The sequence below is a fragment of the Pseudomonas sp. NFACC51 genome, from assembly GCF_900103575.1.
In the GTDB taxonomy this organism is placed as follows: Bacteria; Pseudomonadota; Gammaproteobacteria; order Pseudomonadales; family Pseudomonadaceae; genus Aquipseudomonas; species Aquipseudomonas fluorescens_Q.
In genome coordinates this window covers 170,501-190,096 of record NZ_FMXH01000009.1, presented here as the reverse complement: position 1 = coordinate 190,096, position 19,596 = coordinate 170,501, and the positions used below count along the sequence as shown (strand labels likewise).

17 protein-coding genes are annotated in these 19,596 nt (G+C 62.2%); 13 read left to right on the top strand and 4 right to left on the bottom strand.

The window, feature by feature from the left end:
• Positions 1–232: 232 nt before the first annotated feature.
• A complete protein-coding gene (gene hemF, locus BLT00_RS19290) occupies positions 233–1,147 on the top strand; it encodes an oxygen-dependent coproporphyrinogen oxidase (RefSeq protein WP_063323592.1) in 915 nt (304 codons plus the stop codon).
• A 13-nt stretch (positions 1,148–1,160) separates the two neighbouring features.
• Positions 1,161–1,982, top strand: coding sequence for a shikimate dehydrogenase (gene aroE, locus BLT00_RS19285; protein ID WP_092148848.1), 822 nt, complete (start codon positions 1,161–1,163; stop codon positions 1,980–1,982).
• Positions 1,983–2,127: 145 nt separating this feature from the next.
• Here the strand turns inward: aroE and BLT00_RS19280 are convergent, their stop codons facing one another.
• The 3 genes from BLT00_RS19280 to betC form a co-directional block, all read right to left on the bottom strand.
• A complete protein-coding gene (locus BLT00_RS19280; RefSeq protein WP_092148853.1) occupies positions 2,128–3,696 on the bottom strand; it encodes a SulP family inorganic anion transporter in 1,569 nt (522 codons plus the stop codon).
• Positions 3,697–4,003: 307 nt separating this feature from the next.
• Positions 4,004–4,924 (bottom strand): choline ABC transporter substrate-binding protein, encoded by a 921-nt coding sequence (gene choX, locus BLT00_RS19275; protein WP_092148856.1) that lies wholly within the window; start codon positions 4,922–4,924, stop codon positions 4,004–4,006.
• Between the two features lie 15 nt (positions 4,925–4,939).
• Positions 4,940–6,454: a choline-sulfatase gene (betC, locus tag BLT00_RS19270; protein ID WP_092148859.1), complete on the bottom strand. Its 1,515-nt coding sequence runs from the start codon at positions 6,452–6,454 to the stop codon at positions 4,940–4,942.
• A 114-nt stretch (positions 6,455–6,568) separates the two neighbouring features.
• Between betC and BLT00_RS19265 the strand changes: the two genes are divergently transcribed.
• Positions 6,569–7,519: a choline sulfate utilization transcriptional regulator gene (locus BLT00_RS19265; protein WP_092148862.1), complete on the top strand. Its 951-nt coding sequence runs from the start codon at positions 6,569–6,571 to the stop codon at positions 7,517–7,519.
• An 84-nt stretch (positions 7,520–7,603) separates the two neighbouring features.
• Here BLT00_RS19265 and BLT00_RS19260 read toward each other — a convergent pair whose 3' ends face one another.
• Positions 7,604–8,263, bottom strand: coding sequence for an NAD(P)-dependent oxidoreductase (locus tag BLT00_RS19260; RefSeq protein WP_092148865.1), 660 nt, complete (start codon positions 8,261–8,263; stop codon positions 7,604–7,606).
• An 85-nt stretch (positions 8,264–8,348) separates the two neighbouring features.
• On the opposite strand from BLT00_RS19260, the gene BLT00_RS19255 reads away from it, so the two are divergent.
• The 10 genes from BLT00_RS19255 (at position 8,349) to BLT00_RS19210 (ending at position 19,577) form a co-directional block, all read left to right on the top strand.
• Positions 8,349–8,687 (top strand): DOPA 4,5-dioxygenase family protein, encoded by a 339-nt coding sequence (locus tag BLT00_RS19255; RefSeq protein WP_092148868.1) that lies wholly within the window; start codon positions 8,349–8,351, stop codon positions 8,685–8,687.
• A gap of 365 nt (positions 8,688–9,052) precedes the next feature.
• Positions 9,053–10,360: a CitMHS family transporter gene (locus BLT00_RS19250; protein ID WP_092148871.1), complete on the top strand. Its 1,308-nt coding sequence runs from the start codon at positions 9,053–9,055 to the stop codon at positions 10,358–10,360.
• A 59-nt stretch (positions 10,361–10,419) separates the two neighbouring features.
• Positions 10,420–11,187 carry a TerC family protein gene (locus BLT00_RS19245; RefSeq protein WP_092148874.1) on the top strand — a complete coding sequence of 256 codons (768 nt, stop codon included), beginning with the start codon at positions 10,420–10,422 and terminating at the stop codon, positions 11,185–11,187.
• 268 nt (positions 11,188–11,455) lie between these two features.
• Positions 11,456–13,114, top strand: coding sequence for a Na/Pi cotransporter family protein (locus tag BLT00_RS19240; protein WP_092148877.1), 1,659 nt, complete (start codon positions 11,456–11,458; stop codon positions 13,112–13,114).
• 186 nt (positions 13,115–13,300) lie between these two features.
• Positions 13,301–14,692 carry a M16 family metallopeptidase gene (locus BLT00_RS19235; protein ID WP_092148880.1) on the top strand — a complete coding sequence of 464 codons (1,392 nt, stop codon included), beginning with the start codon at positions 13,301–13,303 and terminating at the stop codon, positions 14,690–14,692.
• A gap of 286 nt (positions 14,693–14,978) precedes the next feature.
• Positions 14,979–16,004, top strand: coding sequence for a DUF5924 family protein (locus BLT00_RS19230; RefSeq protein WP_092148883.1), 1,026 nt, complete (start codon positions 14,979–14,981; stop codon positions 16,002–16,004).
• 52 nt (positions 16,005–16,056) lie between these two features.
• Entirely contained in the window at positions 16,057–17,205 is a 1,149-nt protein-coding gene (locus BLT00_RS19225; RefSeq protein ID WP_092148886.1) for an ABC transporter permease, read from the top strand.
• A complete protein-coding gene (locus tag BLT00_RS19220; RefSeq protein WP_092148889.1) occupies positions 17,202–18,005 on the top strand; it encodes an ABC transporter ATP-binding protein in 804 nt (267 codons plus the stop codon). Before BLT00_RS19225 ends, BLT00_RS19220 begins: the two co-directional genes overlap by 4 nt.
• A 1-nt stretch (position 18,006) precedes the next feature.
• Positions 18,007–18,945, top strand: coding sequence for an MlaD family protein (locus BLT00_RS19215; protein ID WP_092148892.1), 939 nt, complete (start codon positions 18,007–18,009; stop codon positions 18,943–18,945).
• A complete protein-coding gene (locus tag BLT00_RS19210; RefSeq protein ID WP_092148895.1) occupies positions 18,942–19,577 on the top strand; it encodes an ABC-type transport auxiliary lipoprotein family protein in 636 nt (211 codons plus the stop codon). Before BLT00_RS19215 ends, BLT00_RS19210 begins: the two co-directional genes overlap by 4 nt.
• Positions 19,578–19,596 lie beyond the last annotated feature (19 nt).

Here is a 19,596-nt window from a genome sequence, read left to right as displayed (position 1 = left end):
GATTCGTCGGCGCGGTGTGCCTGATGCGGCGCATTCGGCAAGTTTTGGGGCCGCTTCGCGACCCAGCGGGAGCAAGCTCCCTCGCCACAAGACTTTTTACCAAGCCTGCTATCGGACTCCTAAGCTTGACCGTCGTCAACTGTGGCGTGGGCAAGTGCGGTGGTATCCTGTGCGCCCATTTGCCACCGGCCCGCCATACGCCGCGTAGCGTAGCCCTGATCAAGGTGATGTCATGTCCACTCGCACCGAGGCCGTGAAAGCCTACCTGCTCGACCTGCAAGACCGTATCTGCACCGCCCTGGAAACCGAAGACGGCGGCACTCGCTTCGTCGAAGATGCCTGGACCCGGCCGGCCGGTGGTGGCGGTCGCACGAGGGTGATCGAGAACGGCACGGTGATCGAAAAGGGCGGCGTCAACTTTTCCCACGTCTTCGGCAGCGGCCTGCCACCCTCCGCCAGCGCCCATCGGCCAGAACTGGCCGGGCGCGGCTTCGAAGCCTTGGGCGTGTCGCTGGTCATTCACCCGCACAACCCGCACGTGCCGACCTCCCACGCCAACGTGCGCTTCTTTATCGCCGAAAAGGAAGGCGAAGAGCCGGTCTGGTGGTTTGGCGGCGGCTTCGACCTGACGCCTTACTACGGCGTCGAGGAAGACTGCGTCCATTGGCACCGTGTCGCCGAGCAGGCCTGCGCGCCGTTCGGCCCCGAGGTGTACCCGCGCTACAAAGCCTGGTGTGACAGCTATTTCCACCTCAAGCATCGCAACGAGCCCCGGGGCATTGGCGGCCTGTTTTTCGACGACCTGAACACGTGGGATTTCGACACCTGCTTCGCCTTCATCCGCGCCATCGGTGACGCCTACATCGATGCCTACCTGCCGATCGTACGCCGCCGCAAGCACGATGCGTTCACCGCCAAACAGCGGGAATTCCAGGAGTTTCGCCGTGGGCGCTACGTGGAATTCAACCTGGTCTACGACCGCGGCACCCTGTTCGGGCTGCAATCGGGCGGGCGTACCGAATCGATCCTGATGTCCCTGCCACCGCAAGTGCGCTGGGGCTACGACTGGAAAGCCGAGCCGGGCAGCGAAGAAGCGCGGCTGACGGAGTACTTCCTGCAGGATCGCGATTGGCTGGCGACGGCCTGAACGAGGATTGTCCATGGACCGCTACGTTGTAATGGGTAACCCGATCGGCCACAGCAAGTCGCCGTTGATCCATCGCCTGTTTGCCGAGCAGACCGGGCAAACCCTGGACTACAGCACGCTGCTGGCGCCCTTGGAGGATTTCGCCGGTTGCGCCCGAGAATTTTTCCACGAGGGACGTGGGGCAAACGTCACGGTGCCGTTCAAGGAAGACGCCTTCCGCCTGGCCGACACCCTGACCGAGCGGGCCCAGCGGGCCGGGGCGGTCAATACGTTGAGCAAACTGGCCGACGGTCGCCTGTTGGGTGACAACACCGACGGCGCCGGGCTGGTCCGGGACCTGACCGTCAATGCCGGCTTCAGTCTCAAGGGCAAGCGCATTCTGTTGCTCGGGGCCGGCGGCGCGGTGCGCGGTGCCCTGGAACCGCTGCTGGCCGAAGCGCCGGCCTCGGTGATCATCGCCAATCGCACGGTGGAAAAGGCCGAATTGCTGGCCGAGTTGTTCGCCGACCTGGGCCCGGTCTCCGCCAGTGGGTTCGACTGGCTGCAAGAGCCGGTGGACCTGATCATCAACGCCACCTCCGCGAGCCTGTCGGGGGATGTGCCACCGATTGCCGCCAGCCTGATCGAGCCCGGCAAGACGGTTTGCTACGACATGATGTATGGCAAGGAACCGACCTCGTTCTGCCGCTGGGCCAGTGAGCATGGGGCGGCGGTGTCGATGGATGGCCTGGGCATGTTGGCCGAGCAGGCGGGCGAAGCCTTCTTCTTGTGGCGTGGAGTTCGTCCGGACACCGCGCCAGTGCTGGCGGAGTTGCGCCGCCAGTTGGCGCTCTGACCCCCTGTTTGGTCCGGGGACATGGTTAACCCCCCTGTGGCGAGGGAGCTTGCTCCCGCTGGGCTGCGAAGCAGCCCTAAAATACTCGACATGACAGGTTTGCGGGCGCTTCGCACCCGAGCGGGAGCAAGCTCCCTCGCCACGGTTAATCCTCGAAGAGAATCGGGCAATTCTGCGCCCCTTCCAGCTTCTTCAACTCCTCCACCACATGCGGCCTGGCCTTGCGCAACGTCAGGCTACGCCCCTGGCCGCGCAGGCGCCGGGCTTCCTGGTGGAGCATTTCCACCCCGGAATAATCGATGAAGTTGATCTGCTGGGCATCAATCACCACCCGCGGCGCTTGCAGCCGTTGCAACCGGACTTGCAAGTAATGGCTGGCACCAAAAAAGATCGAGCCACCCACCCGTAGGATGTCTGCCCCCCCTTCGTGGGAATGGTGCACCCGCGGCTGTGAAGTGCGCTTGAGGTAAAAGAACAACGAAGCCAGCACACCGGCATAGATGGCGGTTTGCAGCTCCAGCAACAGTGTGGCCAGGCAGGTCAAGCCCATTACCACGAATTCGGCGCGGCTCACGCGGTACAACGCACGGATGCCGCGATGGTCCACCAGCCCCCAAGCGATCAGCAGAATGCTGCCGGCCATGGCCGGAATCGGGATGTGCGCGATCAGGTTCGCCCCGGCGACCGCAAACAACGCCACCCACAAGGCCGAGAACACCCCAGCCAGGGGCGAGCAGGCCCCGGCTTCATAGCTGAGGCCGGAGCGGGTAAAGGAACCAGCCGACAACGATCCGGAGAAAAATCCGCCCACGATGTTGGAAAGCCCCTGCGCCCTCACCTCCTGATTCGCGTCGAGCAATTGCCCGGAACGCACCGACAACGAACGGGCGATGGACAGGCTGGTGACCAGCCCGAGCATGCCCACCGCGACGGCACCGGGCAGCAGGCGCAGGATCAACTCCAGGTCCAGCGGCAGCGGCGTGAACGGCGGCAGGCGCCCGGCGAAAGCGCTGACCAGCGCCACATGCCCGAACATCGCCGGCCACAACCAGACCACCAGGCTGCTGATGACCAACGTTATCAACAGGCTCGGCCAACGCGGCAGCAAGCGCTTGAGCACCACGCCCAGGACCAGGGTCCCCAAGCCCAGCAGCAGCGATGGCTTATCCACAGCCCCGATGTGGCTGACCAGCATCAGCAGCCCCCTCAACGCCGTGGCTTCGTTCGGCAGGTCGAGGCCCAGCAGGTTCGGCAACTGCCCAAGGGCGATGACCACCGCCGCGCCCAGGGTGAAACCCAGCACCACCGAGTGCGAAACGAAATTCACCAGCGCCCCGAAACGCAGCAGCCCCAGCAACCATTGGAAAATACCCGCCAACACCGTCAACAGCAGGATCAAGGTGATGTAGTCCTGGCTGGCGGGGACGGCCAGCGGACTGACGGTGGCGTACAAGACGATGGAAATCGCCGCCGTGGGCCCGCAGATCAGGTGCCACGACGAACCCCACAGGCAGGCGATCAGTACCGGCACGATCGCCGCATACAAGCCGTATTCCGGTGGCAAACCGGCAATCAGGGCGTAGGCAATGGACTGCGGCAACGCGAGAATCGCACCGCTCAGGCCGACAACAAGATCGCGGCCGACACTGGCTCGGGTCTGCCGGGGCAGCCAGCTCAGGAACGGAAAGAGTGAATGGCGAGTGGGGATTGCCATGGGGCCTCAAAGACTGGGTTTGGCGCAAGAGTATCAGGACAGGGCACCGCTCTCCCTGTGCCAGGGGATTTATCTGTGGCCAGGCCTGTATCTGTGGTCATGGAGATTATCTGTGGCGAGGGGATTTATCCCCGCTGGGGTGCGAAGCGCCCCCAAAACGACTGAACACAATTGACCTGACATACCGAGTCGACGCAATTTGGGGCCGCTGCGCGGCCTAACGGGGATAAATCCCCTCGCCACAGATAAATCCCCTCGCCACAGTGCTCCGCGTCACTCAGGGAGAGCACGCGGAGCAGCATGTTGGTCAGAGCTTGGCCTTCACCACCGCCAGCGCATCCTTGCCATCCAGGGTCTTCACACCGTCCAGCCATTTATCCAGGACCGCCGGGTTGGCCTTGATCCAGGCCTTGGCCGCGTCGGCGTTGCTGACCTTGTTGTTCACCACCTCGGCCATGATGCTGTTTTCCATTTCCTGGGTGAAGCTCAGGTTGGTCAGCAGCTTGCCCACATTCGGGCAGGCCTGTGCATAACCTTTGCGGGTCAGGGTGTAGACACTGCCCGTATCGCCGAAGTATTTCTCGCCGCCTTTGAGGTAGTGCATTTTCAATTGCACGTTCATCGGGTGCGGGGTCCAGCCGAGGAAGGTCACGAACTTCTGTTTCTTCACCGCCCGGGAGACTTCCGCCAGCATCGCCTGCTCACTGGATTCCACCAGTTTCCACTCGCCCATGCCGAAATCATTGGTCTTGATGATTTCTTTCAGGGAGAGGTTGGCCGGGGCGCCGGAGCCGATGCCGTAGATCTTCTTGTCGAACTTGTCGGCGAATTTGTTCAGGTCGGCAAAGTTATGCACACCAGCGTCCCAGACGTAGTCCGGGACCGCCAGGGTGAACTCGGTGCCGTCCAGGTTCTTGGCCAACTGCGTGACGTCGCCATTGGCCACGAACTTGTCATAAAAGCCCTGCTGCGCCGGCATCCAGTTACCCAGGAACACATCCACCTGGCCATCCTTGAGGCCACCGAAGGTGATCGGCACCGCGAGGGTGTCGACCTTGGCCTTGTAGCCCATCCCCTCCAGCAGGAAACCGGTGATGGCATTGGTGGCGGCGATATCGCTCCAGCCCGGGTCGGCCATCTTCACCGTTTCGCAGCTTTGCTCGGCCCAGGCCGAAACACTGCTCAATGCCAACAGTCCAGCGGTCAGTACTGTGGATAACTTTTGCATGGCTTGCCCCTTACGTTATTGGTTTTGGCAGGGTTGTGGATAACGGGCCTTGCGCTCCAGATCGTCGAGGTCGATGTGGTTACGCATGTACTGCTGGCTGGCGTCCACCAGCGGCTGGTGATCCCAGCTCTTGAGTTTGCCCAGGGTCAGCGCCTGGGCGACGAAACGGCGGCGGCGCTGGCTGGCGAGCACCTGTTGATGAATGGTCGAAATGTCCCACTTGGCGCGCGCTTCGGCGAGAAAATCGGCGAACAGAGCCTGATGCTCAGGGGATTGGCTGAGGTTCTCCAGTTCTTTGGGGTCGTTGCGCACGTCAAACAGCAGGCACGGGTCATCTTCGCTGTAGATGAATTTCCATGGGCCGCGACGGATCATCATCAGGGGGCTGATGGTGCCTTCGGCCATGTATTCACCGAAGACTTCATCATGCCCGCCCTGCCCTTGCAGATGGGGCACCAGCGAACGGCCATCCAGCGGCAAGCCCGGTTCCAGCATGCCGCCGGCCAGCTCCACCAGGGTCGGCAGCAAGTCGGCGGTGGACACGGCCGCGCCCACCCGGCCACTGGCGAACTGCCCCGGAGCGCTGATCAGCAACGGCACGCGGGCGGCCATTTCGAACCAGTGCATTTTGTACCAGAGGCCCTTTTCGCCGAGCATGTCCCCGTGATCGCCAGAGAACACGATGATCGTGTCGTCCAGTAGACCGGTGTCTTCCAAGGTCTGCAGCAGCTTGCCGACATTGCTGTCAATGTAGCTGCATGCGCCGAAATAGGCGCGGCGGGCATCCCGGATCTTATCCACAGGCAGCGGCTTGTCCCACAGGTCATAGACCTTCAGCAGCCGCTGGGAATGGGGGTCGAGCGTCGTTTGCGCCGGGGTCTGCGGCAAAGGGATGTCGTTGTCGTCATACAAATCCCAGAACGCCTTGGGAATCGTGTACGGGTCGTGTGGGTGGGTCATCGATACGGTGAGGCAAAACGGCTGGTCACCGTCTTCGCGGATGTGGTCGAACAGGTACTGCTGGGCCTTGAACACCACTTCTTCATCGAAATCCAGCTGGTTGGTACGCACGCACGGCCCGGCCTGCAACACCGACGACATGTTGTGATACCAACTCGGCCGCACGTCCGGCTCGTCCCAGTTCACCGCCCAGCCGTAATCGGCGGGGTAAATGTCACTGGTCAGGCGTTCTTCGTAGCCGTGCAGTTGGTCCGGCCCGCAGAAGTGCATCTTGCCGGACAGCGCCGTGCGGTAGCCGAGGCGACGCAGGTAATGGGCATAGGTCGGCACGTCCGCCGGGAAATCCGCCGCGTTGTCGTACGCACCGATCTTGCTCGGCAACTGGCCGCTCACCAGGGTGAAACGCGACGGTGCGCACAGCGGGCTGTTGCAGTAGGCGGCATCGAACACCACGCCCTCGGCGGCCAGGCGCGAGAGGTTCGGCAGCTTGATCGGCGAAGGACCGTAGATCGGCAACATTGGCGCGGCCATTTGATCGGCCATGATGAAAAGAATGTTCTTGCGCTTCATGTATTCGCGGCATTCCATAGTAGGCAGTTATGCGACATTGCTGCGATTGAGCATGTAGCCCCCGGGTTTTGGGGTAAAGCCCATGCAGGATAATGACTAGGATAAGCACAGCTTATGTATGACGCCCTGGGTAACCTGTCCCTGGAACTGTTCCGTGCCTTTGAAGCCGCAGCCCGCCAACAAAGCTTTACCGCAGCGGCGATTGAGCTGGGCACCACGCAACCGGCCATCAGCCAGCAGATCAAGCGCCTGGAGGAGCAACTGGGTACGCGGTTGTTCGACCGCATCTATCGCGGGATCGAACTGACTGAGGCCGGGACCATCCTGTTCGAGCAGGTCCAGGCCGGCTTGCAGAGCATCGATGCCGGGCTGAGTGCAATCACCGCCCAGCATCAGCATGAGGTGCTGCAAGTCGCCACGGACTTCGCATTCGCCGCCTATTGGCTGATGCCGCGCCTGCATCGCTTTCACGCCGCCAACCCCCAGGTGGATGTGAGCCTGGTGACCAGCGAGCGCAACCACAACATGTTGCGCACCGATATCGACGTTGCCGTGCTGTTCGGCGACGGTCGCTTCAAACAAGGTGAAAGTCGTTGGCTATTCAGCGAAGAAGTCTTTCCGGTGTGCAGCCCGCTGTTGCTCAAGGATCGTCCCCTGCCCTTGTCCGCGCTGGCCTTGGCGGAGTTTCCATTGCTGCACCTGCGCGCGGGCAACAGCAACAGCTGGTTCGACTGGAGTGGGGTATTCCGCGAGCTGGGCATCACGTCACCACCGGCGCCCGGGCAACTGCGCTTCGACAACTACACACTACTCATCCAGGCGGCGATTGGCGGTCAAGGCGTCGCCATCGGCTGGCGGCACCTTGTGGATAACTTATTGGCCCAGGGGCTGCTGTGTCGTCCGATCGCTGAAACGGTGCTGTCGCGGCTGGGGTATTACGTGGTCTTGCCTCAGCGTAAACGGCGCGGTGTGTTGATCAGACAATTCGTCGATTGGCTGATGGAAGAACAGGCCAACAGTGCTGAATCGCTCACGGGGTTGCCGTTGCCTTCGATTGCGGTTTGAGGCCGTGGCGAAAGCCATGTTTTTGGGGCTGCTTCGCAGCCCAGCGGGAGCAAGCTCCCTCGCCACGGATGTGGATGTCGACAGCTAGTGGGCGGCCACAAAGCTGACATGCTCGCCCACATGCAGGTTCAGGCGCAGCTCATCGGCGATGCCGACCGCCACCCGGTTGAGCCGCTCCAGGGATTCGGCCATGCCGGGTTCTAGGCTGGTACTGACCTGGCTGAAATGCTCGATGCCCAAGCCTGGCGCGGTATAGGGGGCGTTGATCAAGGTCCACTGCAAGGTGCTGTTCTTCAGGGCATCGAGCACTTCTTCGGCGGCGTGGCGCTGCAAATCGTCGTCCGTCGGCTCCTCGTCGAGCATCGCAAAGTCGCCCACCAGGAACAGCCGGGGAATATTCACCGCCTGCATGCCAGCGATCAGTGCATCGACGGCCAATACTTGCTCCACCGGGCCGGGAATCAGTGTGCGCTCCACTTGTTCGCTGTTCATCGGCAACCCTGGCGCGTTTAACAGGCACACCACGGCGCTGGCACCGGCAACACTTTGCTTGACCCGCTCGGGATCGAAAAGATCACCGGTCTTGGTCCGCAGGCCCGGGCGTGGAGCCAGGGCAGTAAGATCGTCGAGAATGGCGATGACTTCGTGCTGGCGCCGCAGCATTTCAGCCATCAACGCACTGCCGAGGCTGCTCATGGCACCATAGAGCACCACTTTGATGACCGGGGTTTCGGCGTTTTTCATGGCTGTTTTCCTCTTTAATCCCGCCTGTAAAGGCTCTGACCCGTGGCAAACGGCGAGGGTTCGGCCTCTTTTCAAGGAGTGACAGATGCAGCGGATCAAGGGCTACCACGCCCACGTGTATTTCGATGCCAACACCCTCGACCAGGCGCGGGCCCTGTGCGAGGAAGCGGCGCAACTGTTTGCGCTGAAAATGGGCCGCGTCCATCAACGCCCGGTCGGCCCGCATCCGGACTGGAGCTGTCAGCTGGCATTCGACCCGCAGTACATTGGCGTGGTCTTGCCGTGGCTGGCGCTCAATCGCAAAGGGCTGGTGATTTTCATGCACCCGGAGACCGGCGATGAGCTGATCGACCACACCGAGCATGCAATCTGGATGGGGGCGGTGCGGCCGTTGGATCTTTCGGTGTTTAAAGCAAATCCCTGACTTGCCTCTGTGGCGAGGGAGCTTGCTCCCGCTGGGCAGCGAAGCGGCCCCAAGATTTTGCGGTCGCTGCGCAACCGAGCGGGAGCAAGCTCCCTCGCCACCAAAGCTGGATCAACCAATCTCACTGGCGAAAGCTTGCTGAAAGCTAGCGCGATTAGGATCACCGCACTTCCGGCAAAAGACCGGTCGGCCAAAAGCGAGTCTTCAAGGCTCGTTCGGCCCTTTTAACAACAACAATGGTGATTCTGATGTCCGCTGCTATCCGTCCCGCTGCACCCACTCCATCCGTCCCCCTCGTGCTCTGCATCTCGCGCTGACCCGTCCGGTTCGCCTTTCATAGCCGCGCCACGCCTGGAGTATTTCCCATGCTGACTTTCCTTGGCTTCGCCATGGTCATCACGTTCATGTTCCTGATCATGACCAAGCGCCTCTCCGCGCTGATCGCCTTGATCATCATCCCGATCCTGTTCGCCCTGTTCGGTGGTTTTGCACCGAAAATCGGTCCGATGATGCTCGAAGGCATCACCAAGCTCGCCCCGACCGGGGTGATGCTGATGTTCGCGATTCTGTATTTTGCCCTGATGATCGACTCCGGCCTGTTCGACCCGGCCGTGCGCAAGATCCTCAAGCTGGTCAAGGGCGACCCGTTGAAAGTTTCGGTCGGTACCGCCGTTCTGGCGCTCGTCGTTTCCCTTGATGGTGACGGCGCGACCACTTACATGATCTGCGTGGCGGCGATGCTGCCGCTCTACAGCCGTATCGGCATGAGCCCACGCATCATGGCTGGCCTGATCATCCTCGCCGGCGGCGTGATGAACATGACCCCGTGGGGCGGTCCTACTGCCCGGGCGGCCAGTGCGTTGCATGTCGATCCGTCCGACATCTTCGTGCCGATGATTCCGGCGATGCTGGCCGGTGTGGTGGCGATCCTGGCGATTGCCTACATGTACGGTAAACGCGAACGCGCTCGCCTGGGTGAATTGCATCTGGTGGGTGATGAAATCGACCACAGCGAAATCAGCGTTTCCCAGTTCCCGGACGCCCGTCGTCCGAAGCTGATCTGGTTCAACGGCGCGTTGACCCTGGGCCTGATGTGCACCCTGATCGCCGGCCTGTTGCCGCTGCCGGTGCTGTTCATGGTGGCCTTCAGTATCGCGATGATCGTCAACTACCCGTGCCTGCAACAGCAGAAGGATCGCGTTGCGGCCCACGCCGGCAGTGTACTGGCGGTGGTCGGGCTGATTTTCGCGGCCGGTATCTTCACCGGCATCCTGTCCGGCACCGGCATGGTCGACGCCATGTCCAAGAGCCTGCTGGCGGTCATCCCGGAATTCCTGGGTCCTTACCTTGCGGTCATCACTGCACTGGTAAGCATGCCGTTCACTTTCTTCATGTCTAACGATGCATTTTATTACGGGGTGTTACCGGTTCTCGCCGAAGCCGCCAGCCACTACGGCATCACGGCTGTCGAAATGGCCCGTGCCTCGATCGTCGGCCAGCCCGTCCACCTGTTAAGCCCGCTGGTTCCGTCGACTTACCTGCTGGTGGCGCTGGCCGGGATCGAGTTCGGCGATCACCAACGCTTCACCCTGAAGTGGGCAGTATTGGTTTGCCTGTGCATAATGTTCGCCGCGTTGCTGATGGGGATTTTTCCGCTGTTCAGCACTCTATAAAAGCAATGCCTGCTGCGTCGCTCGTCGGCGCGGCTTAACACTCGCTCAAAGGAACTCACATGGAATGGCTGACCAACCCGGAAATCTGGGTTGCCTTCTTCACCTTGACCGCCCTGGAAATTGTCCTGGGCATCGACAACATCATCATGATTTCGATCCTGGTCAGCCGCATGCCCAAGCACATGCAGGCGCGCACCCGGATTTTCGGCCTGGCGCTGGCCATGGTCACGCGGATCCTGTTGCTGCTGTCCATCACCTGGGTCATGCGCCTGACCGCCGATCTGTTCGAAGTGCTCGGCCAGGGCATCTCCGGACGTGACCTGATCCTGTTCTTCGGCGGCCTGTTCCTGCTGTGGAAAAGCTCCCAGGAGATGTACCACGCGCTGGAAGGCGAAGATGAAACCAACGAGGCGCCTTCGGGCAAGGGCGGCAATTTCATCTACACCATCATCCAGATCGCGATCATCGACATCGTGTTCTCCCTGGACTCGGTCATCACCGCCGTCGGCATGGTTTCCCATGTGCCGGTGATGGTGGCGGCGATCATCGTCGCCGTGCTGGTGATGATGCTGGCCTCGGCGACCATCAGTGAGTTCATCGACAAGCACCCGTCGCTGAAGATGCTGGCGCTGTCGTTCCTGCTGGTGGTCGGTACCGTGCTGATCGCCGAGTCGTTCGACGTGCATGTGCCAAAAGGCTACGTCTACTTCGCCATGGCGTTCTCCCTGGCGGTGGAAGCCATCAACATCAAGATGCGCACTGCGATTGCACGCAAGCGCAAGCAGCAGGACCCGGTGAAACTGCGCAAGGATATGCCGGGTCAGTAATGGCGTGGGGCATTTGAATGAAGGGGCTCTTTGGAGCCCCTTTTTCATGCCGGTATGAAAGTGGCCCGCTCCCACAGGCCCGCGCTCGCCTGATCGATATAGGAGGCTTCAAGATCGTCGGCGTATTTCTATGACAGTTTTGTTTCAAACGATTCTTTAGCTGTGCAATGCTGGCGCCCGAACCGTTCGCCAACTACAGCTTAAGTACAAGAAAGAAGAATGTGGCATCGTCAATTTGTCCCTTTGGGACGCTAACAGGGGGCTCCTCATGCTGACCCTGCTGAATTTGCTCTCCGCCGTCGCCCTGCTGATCTGGGGCACGCATATCGTGCGTACCGGCATCTTGCGGGTCTATGGCTCGAACCTGCGCCATGTCATCGGCCAGAACATGTCCCGGCGCTGGCTGGCCTTTGTCGCGGGGATCATGGTCACGGCCATGGTCCAGAGCAGCAACGCCACGGCCATGCTCGTCACCTCGTTCGTCGGCCAGGGCCTGATGGCGCTGACCCCGGCCCTGGCGACCATGCTCGGCGCCGATGTCGGCACCGCGCTGATGGCACGGGTGCTGACCCTCGACCTGTCGTGGCTGTCGCCGCTGCTGATTTTCCTCGGGGTGATTTTTTTCCTGTCGCGCAAACAGACCCGCGTCGGGCAAATGGGTCGGGTCGGCATCGGCCTGGGCCTGATCATCCTGGCCCTGCAATTGATCGTCGAAGCCGCGACGCCCATCACCCATGCCCAGGGCGTGAAAGTGATCTTCGCCTCGCTGACGGGCGACATCCTGCTCGATGCGTTGGTCGGCGCGATGTTCGCGATGATCTCCTACTCCAGCCTGGCGGCCGTGCTGCTGACCGCCACACTGGCCGGCGCTGCGGTGATCAGCCTGCCGGTGGCCATCGGCCTGGTGATTGGCGCCAACATTGGTAGCGGCGTCCTGGCCTTTCTCAGCACCAGCATGCAGAACGCCGCCGGGCGCCAGGTGGCGTTGGGCAGCCTGTTGTACAAGCTGATCGGCCTGTTGCTGATCATTCCGGTACTCGATCCGCTGGTGGGCTGGCTGGACAGCCTGGATTTCAGCCCCCAGGAAACCGTCATTGGTTTCCATCTGCTCTATAACACCGTGCGTTGCCTGGTGCTGCTGCCCAGCGTCGGCCCCATGGCGCGGCTCTGTGCCTGGTTGCTGCCGGAACGTCCGGACACCAACGGCACGGCCAAGCCGCGACATCTGGACCCTACCGCCCTCGCCACTCCGAGCCTGGCGCTGGCGAATGCGGCCCGGGAAACCCTGCGTATCGGCGACCTGATCGAAAACATGCTCGAAGCCATGCTGGACGTGCTGCGCGGCCAGCAGACCGCGGTGACCCAGGACGTGCGGCGCATGAGCGATGACGTCGAGGCGCTGTGCAGTGCAATCAAGTTGTACATGGCGCAAATGCCCCGTGAAGACCTCAGCGAACAGGACAGCCGCCGCTGGGCGGAGATCATCGAACTGGCGATCAACCTCAAACTCGCCAGCGACCTGATCGAGCGCATGTTGCGCAAGGTCCAGCAACAGAAGACCTCGCAACGTCGCTCCTTTTCCGACGTGGGCCTGGAGGAGTTGGCGGGGCTGCACAGTCACTTGATCGCCAACTTGCGGCTGGGGCTGTCGGTATTCCTCAGTGCCGACCGGGAAAGCGCCCGCCAGTTGCTGCGTGAGAAACGTCGCTTTCGGGCGCAGGAACGGCGCATGGCCCATGCCCACGTCAGCCGCTTGCAGCGCAAGGTCGTGCAAAGCCTGGAGACCAGCTCCCTTCACTTGGAGCTGATTGCCGACATGAGGCGCCTCAATTCGCTGTTTTGCGGCAGTGCCTATGTGGTCCTGGAGACCGCCGAGATAGGCGCACTGGCGGCGGATGAAATTAGCGACATTACCCATTCGCCGTGAACGACTGGCGCATTGGTCAGTCAGTAACATTGGCTCGGGCCTGAAACCGTTCACCGGCCCGCCTGCTCCCGTTGTCATGAATACCGCATAGATTCGATAGGGGGAGCGAGCCGACTCCGGGCGACGATCCGCCGATGACGGCCTGCCCGACACCATGGACCTCCACTCAGCCGCCAGGAAGCCCTTATGCGTTGTCTGTTGTTCGCCTTTCTTTTACTCGGCTCACTGCCCGTGGTCGCCCTGGACCGGTTCCAGGTCGAAGGCTATACGTTGCCCAACGGCATGCAGCTGATGCTCAAGCCGGGCAGCGAGCGCGGGCATGTGGCGATCCGCCTGGTGGTCGGCGTGGGCCTGGACGACTTCAGTTGCGCCGACAAGGAACTGCCGCATCTGCTCGAACACCTGCTGTTCAGCGGCGTCGATGAGAGCGGTGAAGGCGGCCTGGAAGAGCGCATGCAGGCCTTGGGTGGCGAGTGGAATGCCTTCACGAGCAACGCCGACACCACGTTCGTGATCGAGGCGCCGGCACGCAATCAACGCAAGATCCTGGACCTGCTGCTGGCGCTGTTGACCCGCACCCGCATCGATGAAAAAGCCCTGGAGGCGGCCAAGCGGGTGGTTGAACGCGAGGACGGCGGCCACTACACCCACCTGCAACGCTGGCTCGATCACCAGGACCTGGGCCACAAGGCCAGCAACCAGTTGGCGGTTGAGCTGGGCCTGCGCTGCGCGGAACGGGCCGAGGTCGGGCGCCATACCCTTGCCCGACTCGAACAAGTGCGCAAGGCCTGGTATGCACCGAACAACATGACCCTGATCGTGGTCGGCGACCTCGACCGACTGTTGCCGGCCTACCTGGAGCGCGCCTTTGGCGAACTCGAGCCGGTGGAGCCCAGCCCACACGAGGCGCTGCCACAGATCCGCTACAAGGCGGTCACCAAGCGCAACCTGATCCATGGCCTGGTCGGCAATAGCGCCAAGCTTCATTGGCTGTTCCCGGAGCCGGTGCTGGATGAGCAGCATGACGAAACCTTCGACCTGCTCAAGGATTACCTGGACTGGGCGCTCTATCGCCAATTGCGCCTGGCCCGTGGCTTGTCCTACGGGCCGTGGACCGAACGCGAGGTGTTCGGCGGCGTCGGCTTCTTCAGCCTGAACGCGGACCTGTCCCGCGAAGACTTGCCCGAAGCCGAACAGGCGCTGGAAGAACTGCGCAAGAGATTGCTCAAGGATGGCCTGGACCCCGCCGATTTCGTGCGCATCAAACGTGCGGCCATTGCCCATCAGTCCTGGGCGGTTCAAGGCAACAGTGCACTGGCCGATTACTACTGGGGCGCCCTGGGCGATTATGAAGACGGCCGTTTCGCCAACCCGGCCCTGCGCCTGCAGGAGGTGAGCCTGGAACAGGCCAACGTGGCCCTGCGCGAACTGCTCAAGGACCCGGGTTACCTGCGCATCGAAAAGCCGTTGCTCAGTGACGATGAGCTCGTCTGGGGGCTGGGCGGTCTGCTGGGGGTGCTGTTGCTTGGGTTGGTGGTGTGGCAAGTGCGTCGGCGGGCCCGACCAGAATCTGGTTGATCCGCCCTGGGGGAGCTTGCTCGCGATGACTCCAGCCCAGGGCAACTCAAATCCCGTGGCGAGGGAGCTTGCTCCCGCTCGGCTGCGCAGCAGGCGCAAACCGGGCGATGCGATTTACCTGGATAGATTTACCTGGATAAATGCTGGGGCCTGCTTCGCAGGCCAGCGGGAGCAAGCTCCCTCGCCACAAAAGAGCATCACGGCACGCGTCGCGATCCTCGCCATGTCACCGCCCTGACGATACTCTGTCAGGGATATTTCCTACGACTTACTGCGAAACTACCGAATGCAAAACCTGACGGTCTATATCCAGCGCCTCCTTGAATTGATGAAGCGCTATCCAGGGGTCATTGCGCTCGGTGGCTTCATTTCCGGGGTCGGCAGCTTCATGCTGGTGGATCGCCAGCAGGGCCTGGCGACCTGGATCGCCATCATGATGCTGGTGAGCTGGCTCTGGCTGATGGTCGAGAACAGCATGACCCGGCTGTTCGCGCGGATTTTCAAACGGGAAATCCCCCAGCCGCTGTTGCGCTACGCCACGCAGATGATTCACCAGGAAAGCCTGTTTTTCGTCCTGCCGTTTTTCTTCATCACCACCACCTGGAACAGCAGCCAACTGCTTTTCACCGGCCTGCTGACGATCGCGGCGCTGATCTCGATCACCGACCCGCTGTACTACAAATGGCTGGCGCCTCGGCGCTGGGCGTTCCTGGCCTTGCACACGCTGACGCTATTCGCCGCCCTGCTCACCGCGCTGCCGGTAATCCTGCACCTGACCACCGACCAAAGCTTCAAGCTGGCGCTGGGCATTGCGATGCTGCTGTCGTTTCCCAGCCTGGCCTCGATCTTCCCGATCCGCACCGTGCGCAACGCCCTCGCCATTTTGTGTATCACCGTCGGGATTGGCGCCGCCGGCTGGGTGCTGCGCTCCTGGGTGCCACCGGCCACGCTGTGGATGACCGAAGTGGCGATCAGCACCCAACTGGAAGATCGCACGCCGGGCGCCAGCCTCAAGGAAGTCAGCGCGGCCCAGATTCGCGGCAACGGCCTGTACGCCTACACCGCGATCAACGCGCCACGTGGGCTCGACGAGCGGATCTATCACGTCTGGCAGTTCAACGGTAAAGAAGTCGACCGCATCGCCCTGGACATCCACGGCGGACGCAAGGAAGGCTATCGCGCCTGGACCCACAAGCAGAACTTCCCGCAAGACCCGACGGGCAAATGGCAGGTGCGGGTGCTGACGGAAAATGGTCAGATGATCGGCGTGTTGCGTTTCAACGTGAGCGCTGACGCACCCGAGGCAAAATAACGGCGGTCGTGCTATTAGGTAGCGCTGTTCAAGTCGAACGAGCATGGAGCTTATGACCCTCGGATCCCACACTGGCACAGCCCGGCTGGACACGTCTCGCTCTCCGGCCCGACTCTGGGTCGGCGGCGACTGGACGCTGGCCCATTACGCGCAGCTCAAGCGCTTGAGCGAATCCTTGCGCGGCCAATACGACGAGCACACCCTGATCGATCTCAACGGCCTCGGCGCCCTCGACACTGCCGGGGCTTCGTTGCTGGTGGAACTGCTGGGCTCCGAACGGCTGGGCAAGACCACCGAGCACCCCGATTGCAGCTTGCCGGCCGCCGAGCGGGCGCTGTTGCAGACGGTCTATTGCTCGCTGACGGACTTCTGTGTGCCGGTGAAAGAGCCGCAGGTCAGCGTGCTGACACAACTGCTGACCCGTATCGGCCGCGCCGTGGAAAAAGTCTGGCAAGACACCCTGCAACTGCTGGGTTTTGTCGGCCTGATTCTGGAAACCCTGGCCCGCAACCTGTTTCGCCCCAGGCGCTGGCGCATGACAGCGATGGTCGTTCACATCGAACAGACCGGCCTGGACGCAGCCCCCATCGTCGCCCTGCTGACGTTCCTGGTGGGCGCAGTGGTGGCCTTTCTCGGCGCAACGGTGCTGGCCGATTTCGGCGCCAGCATCTTTACCGTGGACCTGGTGGCGTTCTCGTTCCTGCGTGAATTCGGCGTGTTGCTGACGGCGATCCTCATGGCGGGCCGCACCGCCAGCGCGTTCACCGCGCAGATTGGCTCGATGAAGGCCAACGAAGAAATCGACGCGATCCGCACCCTGGGCCTCGATCCGGTCGAGTTGCTGGTGATTCCACGGGTACTGGCGCTGTTGGTGGCGCTGCCGATGCTGACCTTCCTGGCCATGCTCTCGGGCATTATCGGTGGCGGCGTGGTTTGCGCTTTGTCGCTGGGTATTTCACCGGCCATGTTCCTCACGCTGTTGCAGTCGGACATTGGCGTGCAGCATTTCCTGGTGGGGATGGTCAAGGCGCCGATCTTTGCCTTCCTGATCGCTGCCGTGGGTTGCCTGGAAGGTTTCAAGGTCAGTGGCAGTGCCGAATCGGTCGGGGCTCACACCACGTCCAGCGTGGTGCAGTCGATTTTCGTGGTGATTGTGCTCGATGCCGTGGCCGCGCTGTTTTTCATGGAGATGAATTGGTGAGCCAACCCTTGCGACCGCCCACCGAGACGGTGATTCAAGTGCGCGGCCTGTGCAATCGCTTTGGCCGCCAGAGCGTGCATGAAAACCTCGACCTGGACGTGTACAAGGGCGAGATCCTTGCCGTGGTCGGCGGCTCCGGCAGCGGCAAATCGGTGCTGCTGCGCAGCATCGTCGGCCTGAACCGACCCAGCGAAGGTTCCGTGCGGGTGTTCGGCGAGGACTTGCCGAGCCTGCCCCCGGAACAACGTTCGCGGGTGGAACGGCGCTTTGGCGTGTTGTTCCAGAAAGGCGCGCTGTTCTCATCATTGACCGTGACAGAAAACGTCGCCCTGCCGCTGATCGAACACGCCGGGCTCAGCCGGGCCGACGCCGAGCACCTGGCGGCGGTGAAGCTGGCCTTGGCCGGGCTGCCGTTATCGGCCGCCGACAAGTACCCCGCCTCGCTGTCCGGTGGCATGATCAAGCGCGCCGCCCTGGCCCGTGCACTGGCCCTGGACCCGGACATTCTGTTCCTCGACGAACCCACCGCCGGCCTCGATCCCATCGGTGCGGCGGCGTTCGACCAATTGATCCTGACACTGCGCGATGCCCTGGGCCTGAGCGTGTTCCTGGTCACCCACGACCTGGACACCCTCTACACCATCACCGACCGGGTGGCGGTACTGGCGCAGAAAAAAGTCCTGGTGGCCGATGTCATCGACAAGGTGTCGGAAACCGACGACGCCTGGATTCACGAATACTTCCATGGCCCTCGCGGCCGCGCGGCGTTATCGGCCGCTACACAATCGAACGAGGTTTGACATGGAAACCCGAGCCCATCATGTGCTGATCGGCCTGTTCACCGTCATTGTGGTGGCTGGCGCGCTGTTGTTTGGCCTGTGGCTGGCCAAGTCCAACGTGGACAGCGAATTCAAGTACTACGAAGTGGTGTTCAACGAGGCGGTCAGCGGGTTGTCCCGGGGCAGCTCGGTGGAATACAGCGGGATCAAGGTCGGCGACGTCGTCAACCTGCGCCTGGACCCGAACGACCCGCGCCGGGTTCTGGCGCAGGTGCGCTTGAGTGGGGAAACGCCAATCAAGCAAGACACCCAGGCCAAGCTGGCACTGACCGGCATTACCGGTACCTCGATTATCCAGCTCAGTGGCGGTACGCCCCAGAGCCCGGCACTGACCGGGCACGACGGGGAACCGCCAGTGATCATCGCCGCGCCCTCGCCTATTGCCCGCCTGCTCAACAACAGCGATGACTTGATGACCAGCATCAACCTGCTGCTGCACAACGCCAATGAGGTGTTTTCCTCGGACAACGTCCAAAGCCTGGGCAAGACGCTTGAGCATCTGGAGCAAACCACCGGGGTCATTGCCGAGCAGCGCGGCGATATTCGCCAGGCCATGCAGCAACTGGCGTCCATCGGCGAACAGGCCAGCGCCACGCTGGAACAGACCACGGCGTTGATGCGCAACGCCAATGGTTTGCTCAACGACCAGGGCAAACAGGCGTTCGGTAGTGCCGGCCAGGCCATGCAATCCCTGGCCCGCAGCACGGCAACCCTCGACAAACTGCTGAACGACAATCGCGATTCGTTGAATAACGGCATGCAGGGCCTCAATGCCCTGGCGCCAGCCGTGCGTGAACTGCGCGAAACCCTGAGCGCCCTGCGGGGAATCTCCCGGCGCCTGGATGCCAACCCCAGCGGCTATTTGCTGGGCAACGACAAGGACAAGGAGTTCACGCCATGAAGCCGTGCAACCGGTTTATCCGCCCTATTCTCTTACTGGCAGGATTGCTCCTGGTGGGCGGTTGCTCGATTTTGCCCAAGGCCGAACCCTCGGATGTGTATCGCTTGCCCGTCACCCAGGCCCCGGCGTCTGCGGGCCCGGCGGTGAGCTGGTCGCTGCGCCTGGCCAGCCCCCAGGCCAGCGAAGTGCTCAACAGCCCGAAAATCGCGGTGATCCCCCAAGGCAATCTGTTCAGCAGCTACGCCGCCTCGCGCTGGAGCGACCCAGCCCCCGTGCTGTTGCGCAACCGCTTGCTCGATGGCTTCGCCCAGGATGGACGCGTCAGGTTGTTGAGCGTCGCCGACAGCAACCTGCAAGCGGATCTGGAACTGGGCGGGCAATTGCAGGCGTTCCAGACCGAATACCAGGGCACTGCGGCCAGCGTGGTGATTCGCCTGGACGCGCTGCTGGTGCGCGGCTTCGACCAGCGCATCCTGGCCAGTCGCCGTTTTGAAGTGCGCCAGCCGTTGAGCGATGTGAAAGTGCCGGCGGTGGTGGACGGCTTTGGCCGGGCCGGCGACCGGCTGACGGCCGAAGTGGTGGCCTGGACATTGGAGCAAGGCCAGCGTTTCGCAACGCCGACTCAACCCTAGAGGCGGCGGGAAGACTCAG

What these genes read in the sequence shown, in the direction of transcription:
- hemF (WP_063323592.1), top strand. Translation starts at nt 233, where the DNA reads ATGTCCACTCGCACCGAGGCCGTGAAAGCCTACCTGCTCGACCTGCAA.
- aroE (WP_092148848.1), top strand. Translation starts at nt 1,161, where the DNA reads ATGGACCGCTACGTTGTAATGGGTAACCCGATCGGCCACAGCAAGTCG.
- BLT00_RS19280 (WP_092148853.1), bottom strand. Translation starts at nt 3,696, where the DNA reads ATGGCAATCCCCACTCGCCATTCACTCTTTCCGTTCCTGAGCTGGCTG.
- choX (WP_092148856.1), bottom strand. Translation starts at nt 4,924, where the DNA reads ATGCAAAAGTTATCCACAGTACTGACCGCTGGACTGTTGGCATTGAGC.
- betC (WP_092148859.1), bottom strand. Translation starts at nt 6,454, where the DNA reads ATGAAGCGCAAGAACATTCTTTTCATCATGGCCGATCAAATGGCCGCG.
- BLT00_RS19265 (WP_092148862.1), top strand. Translation starts at nt 6,569, where the DNA reads ATGTATGACGCCCTGGGTAACCTGTCCCTGGAACTGTTCCGTGCCTTT.
- BLT00_RS19260 (WP_092148865.1), bottom strand. Translation starts at nt 8,263, where the DNA reads ATGAAAAACGCCGAAACCCCGGTCATCAAAGTGGTGCTCTATGGTGCC.
- BLT00_RS19255 (WP_092148868.1), top strand. Translation starts at nt 8,349, where the DNA reads ATGCAGCGGATCAAGGGCTACCACGCCCACGTGTATTTCGATGCCAAC.
- BLT00_RS19250 (WP_092148871.1), top strand. Translation starts at nt 9,053, where the DNA reads ATGCTGACTTTCCTTGGCTTCGCCATGGTCATCACGTTCATGTTCCTG.
- BLT00_RS19245 (WP_092148874.1), top strand. Translation starts at nt 10,420, where the DNA reads ATGGAATGGCTGACCAACCCGGAAATCTGGGTTGCCTTCTTCACCTTG.
- BLT00_RS19240 (WP_092148877.1), top strand. Translation starts at nt 11,456, where the DNA reads ATGCTGACCCTGCTGAATTTGCTCTCCGCCGTCGCCCTGCTGATCTGG.
- BLT00_RS19235 (WP_092148880.1), top strand. Translation starts at nt 13,301, where the DNA reads ATGCGTTGTCTGTTGTTCGCCTTTCTTTTACTCGGCTCACTGCCCGTG.
- BLT00_RS19230 (WP_092148883.1), top strand. Translation starts at nt 14,979, where the DNA reads ATGCAAAACCTGACGGTCTATATCCAGCGCCTCCTTGAATTGATGAAG.
- BLT00_RS19225 (WP_092148886.1), top strand. Translation starts at nt 16,057, where the DNA reads ATGACCCTCGGATCCCACACTGGCACAGCCCGGCTGGACACGTCTCGC.
- BLT00_RS19215 (WP_092148892.1), top strand. Translation starts at nt 18,007, where the DNA reads ATGGAAACCCGAGCCCATCATGTGCTGATCGGCCTGTTCACCGTCATT.
- BLT00_RS19210 (WP_092148895.1), top strand. Translation starts at nt 18,942, where the DNA reads ATGAAGCCGTGCAACCGGTTTATCCGCCCTATTCTCTTACTGGCAGGA.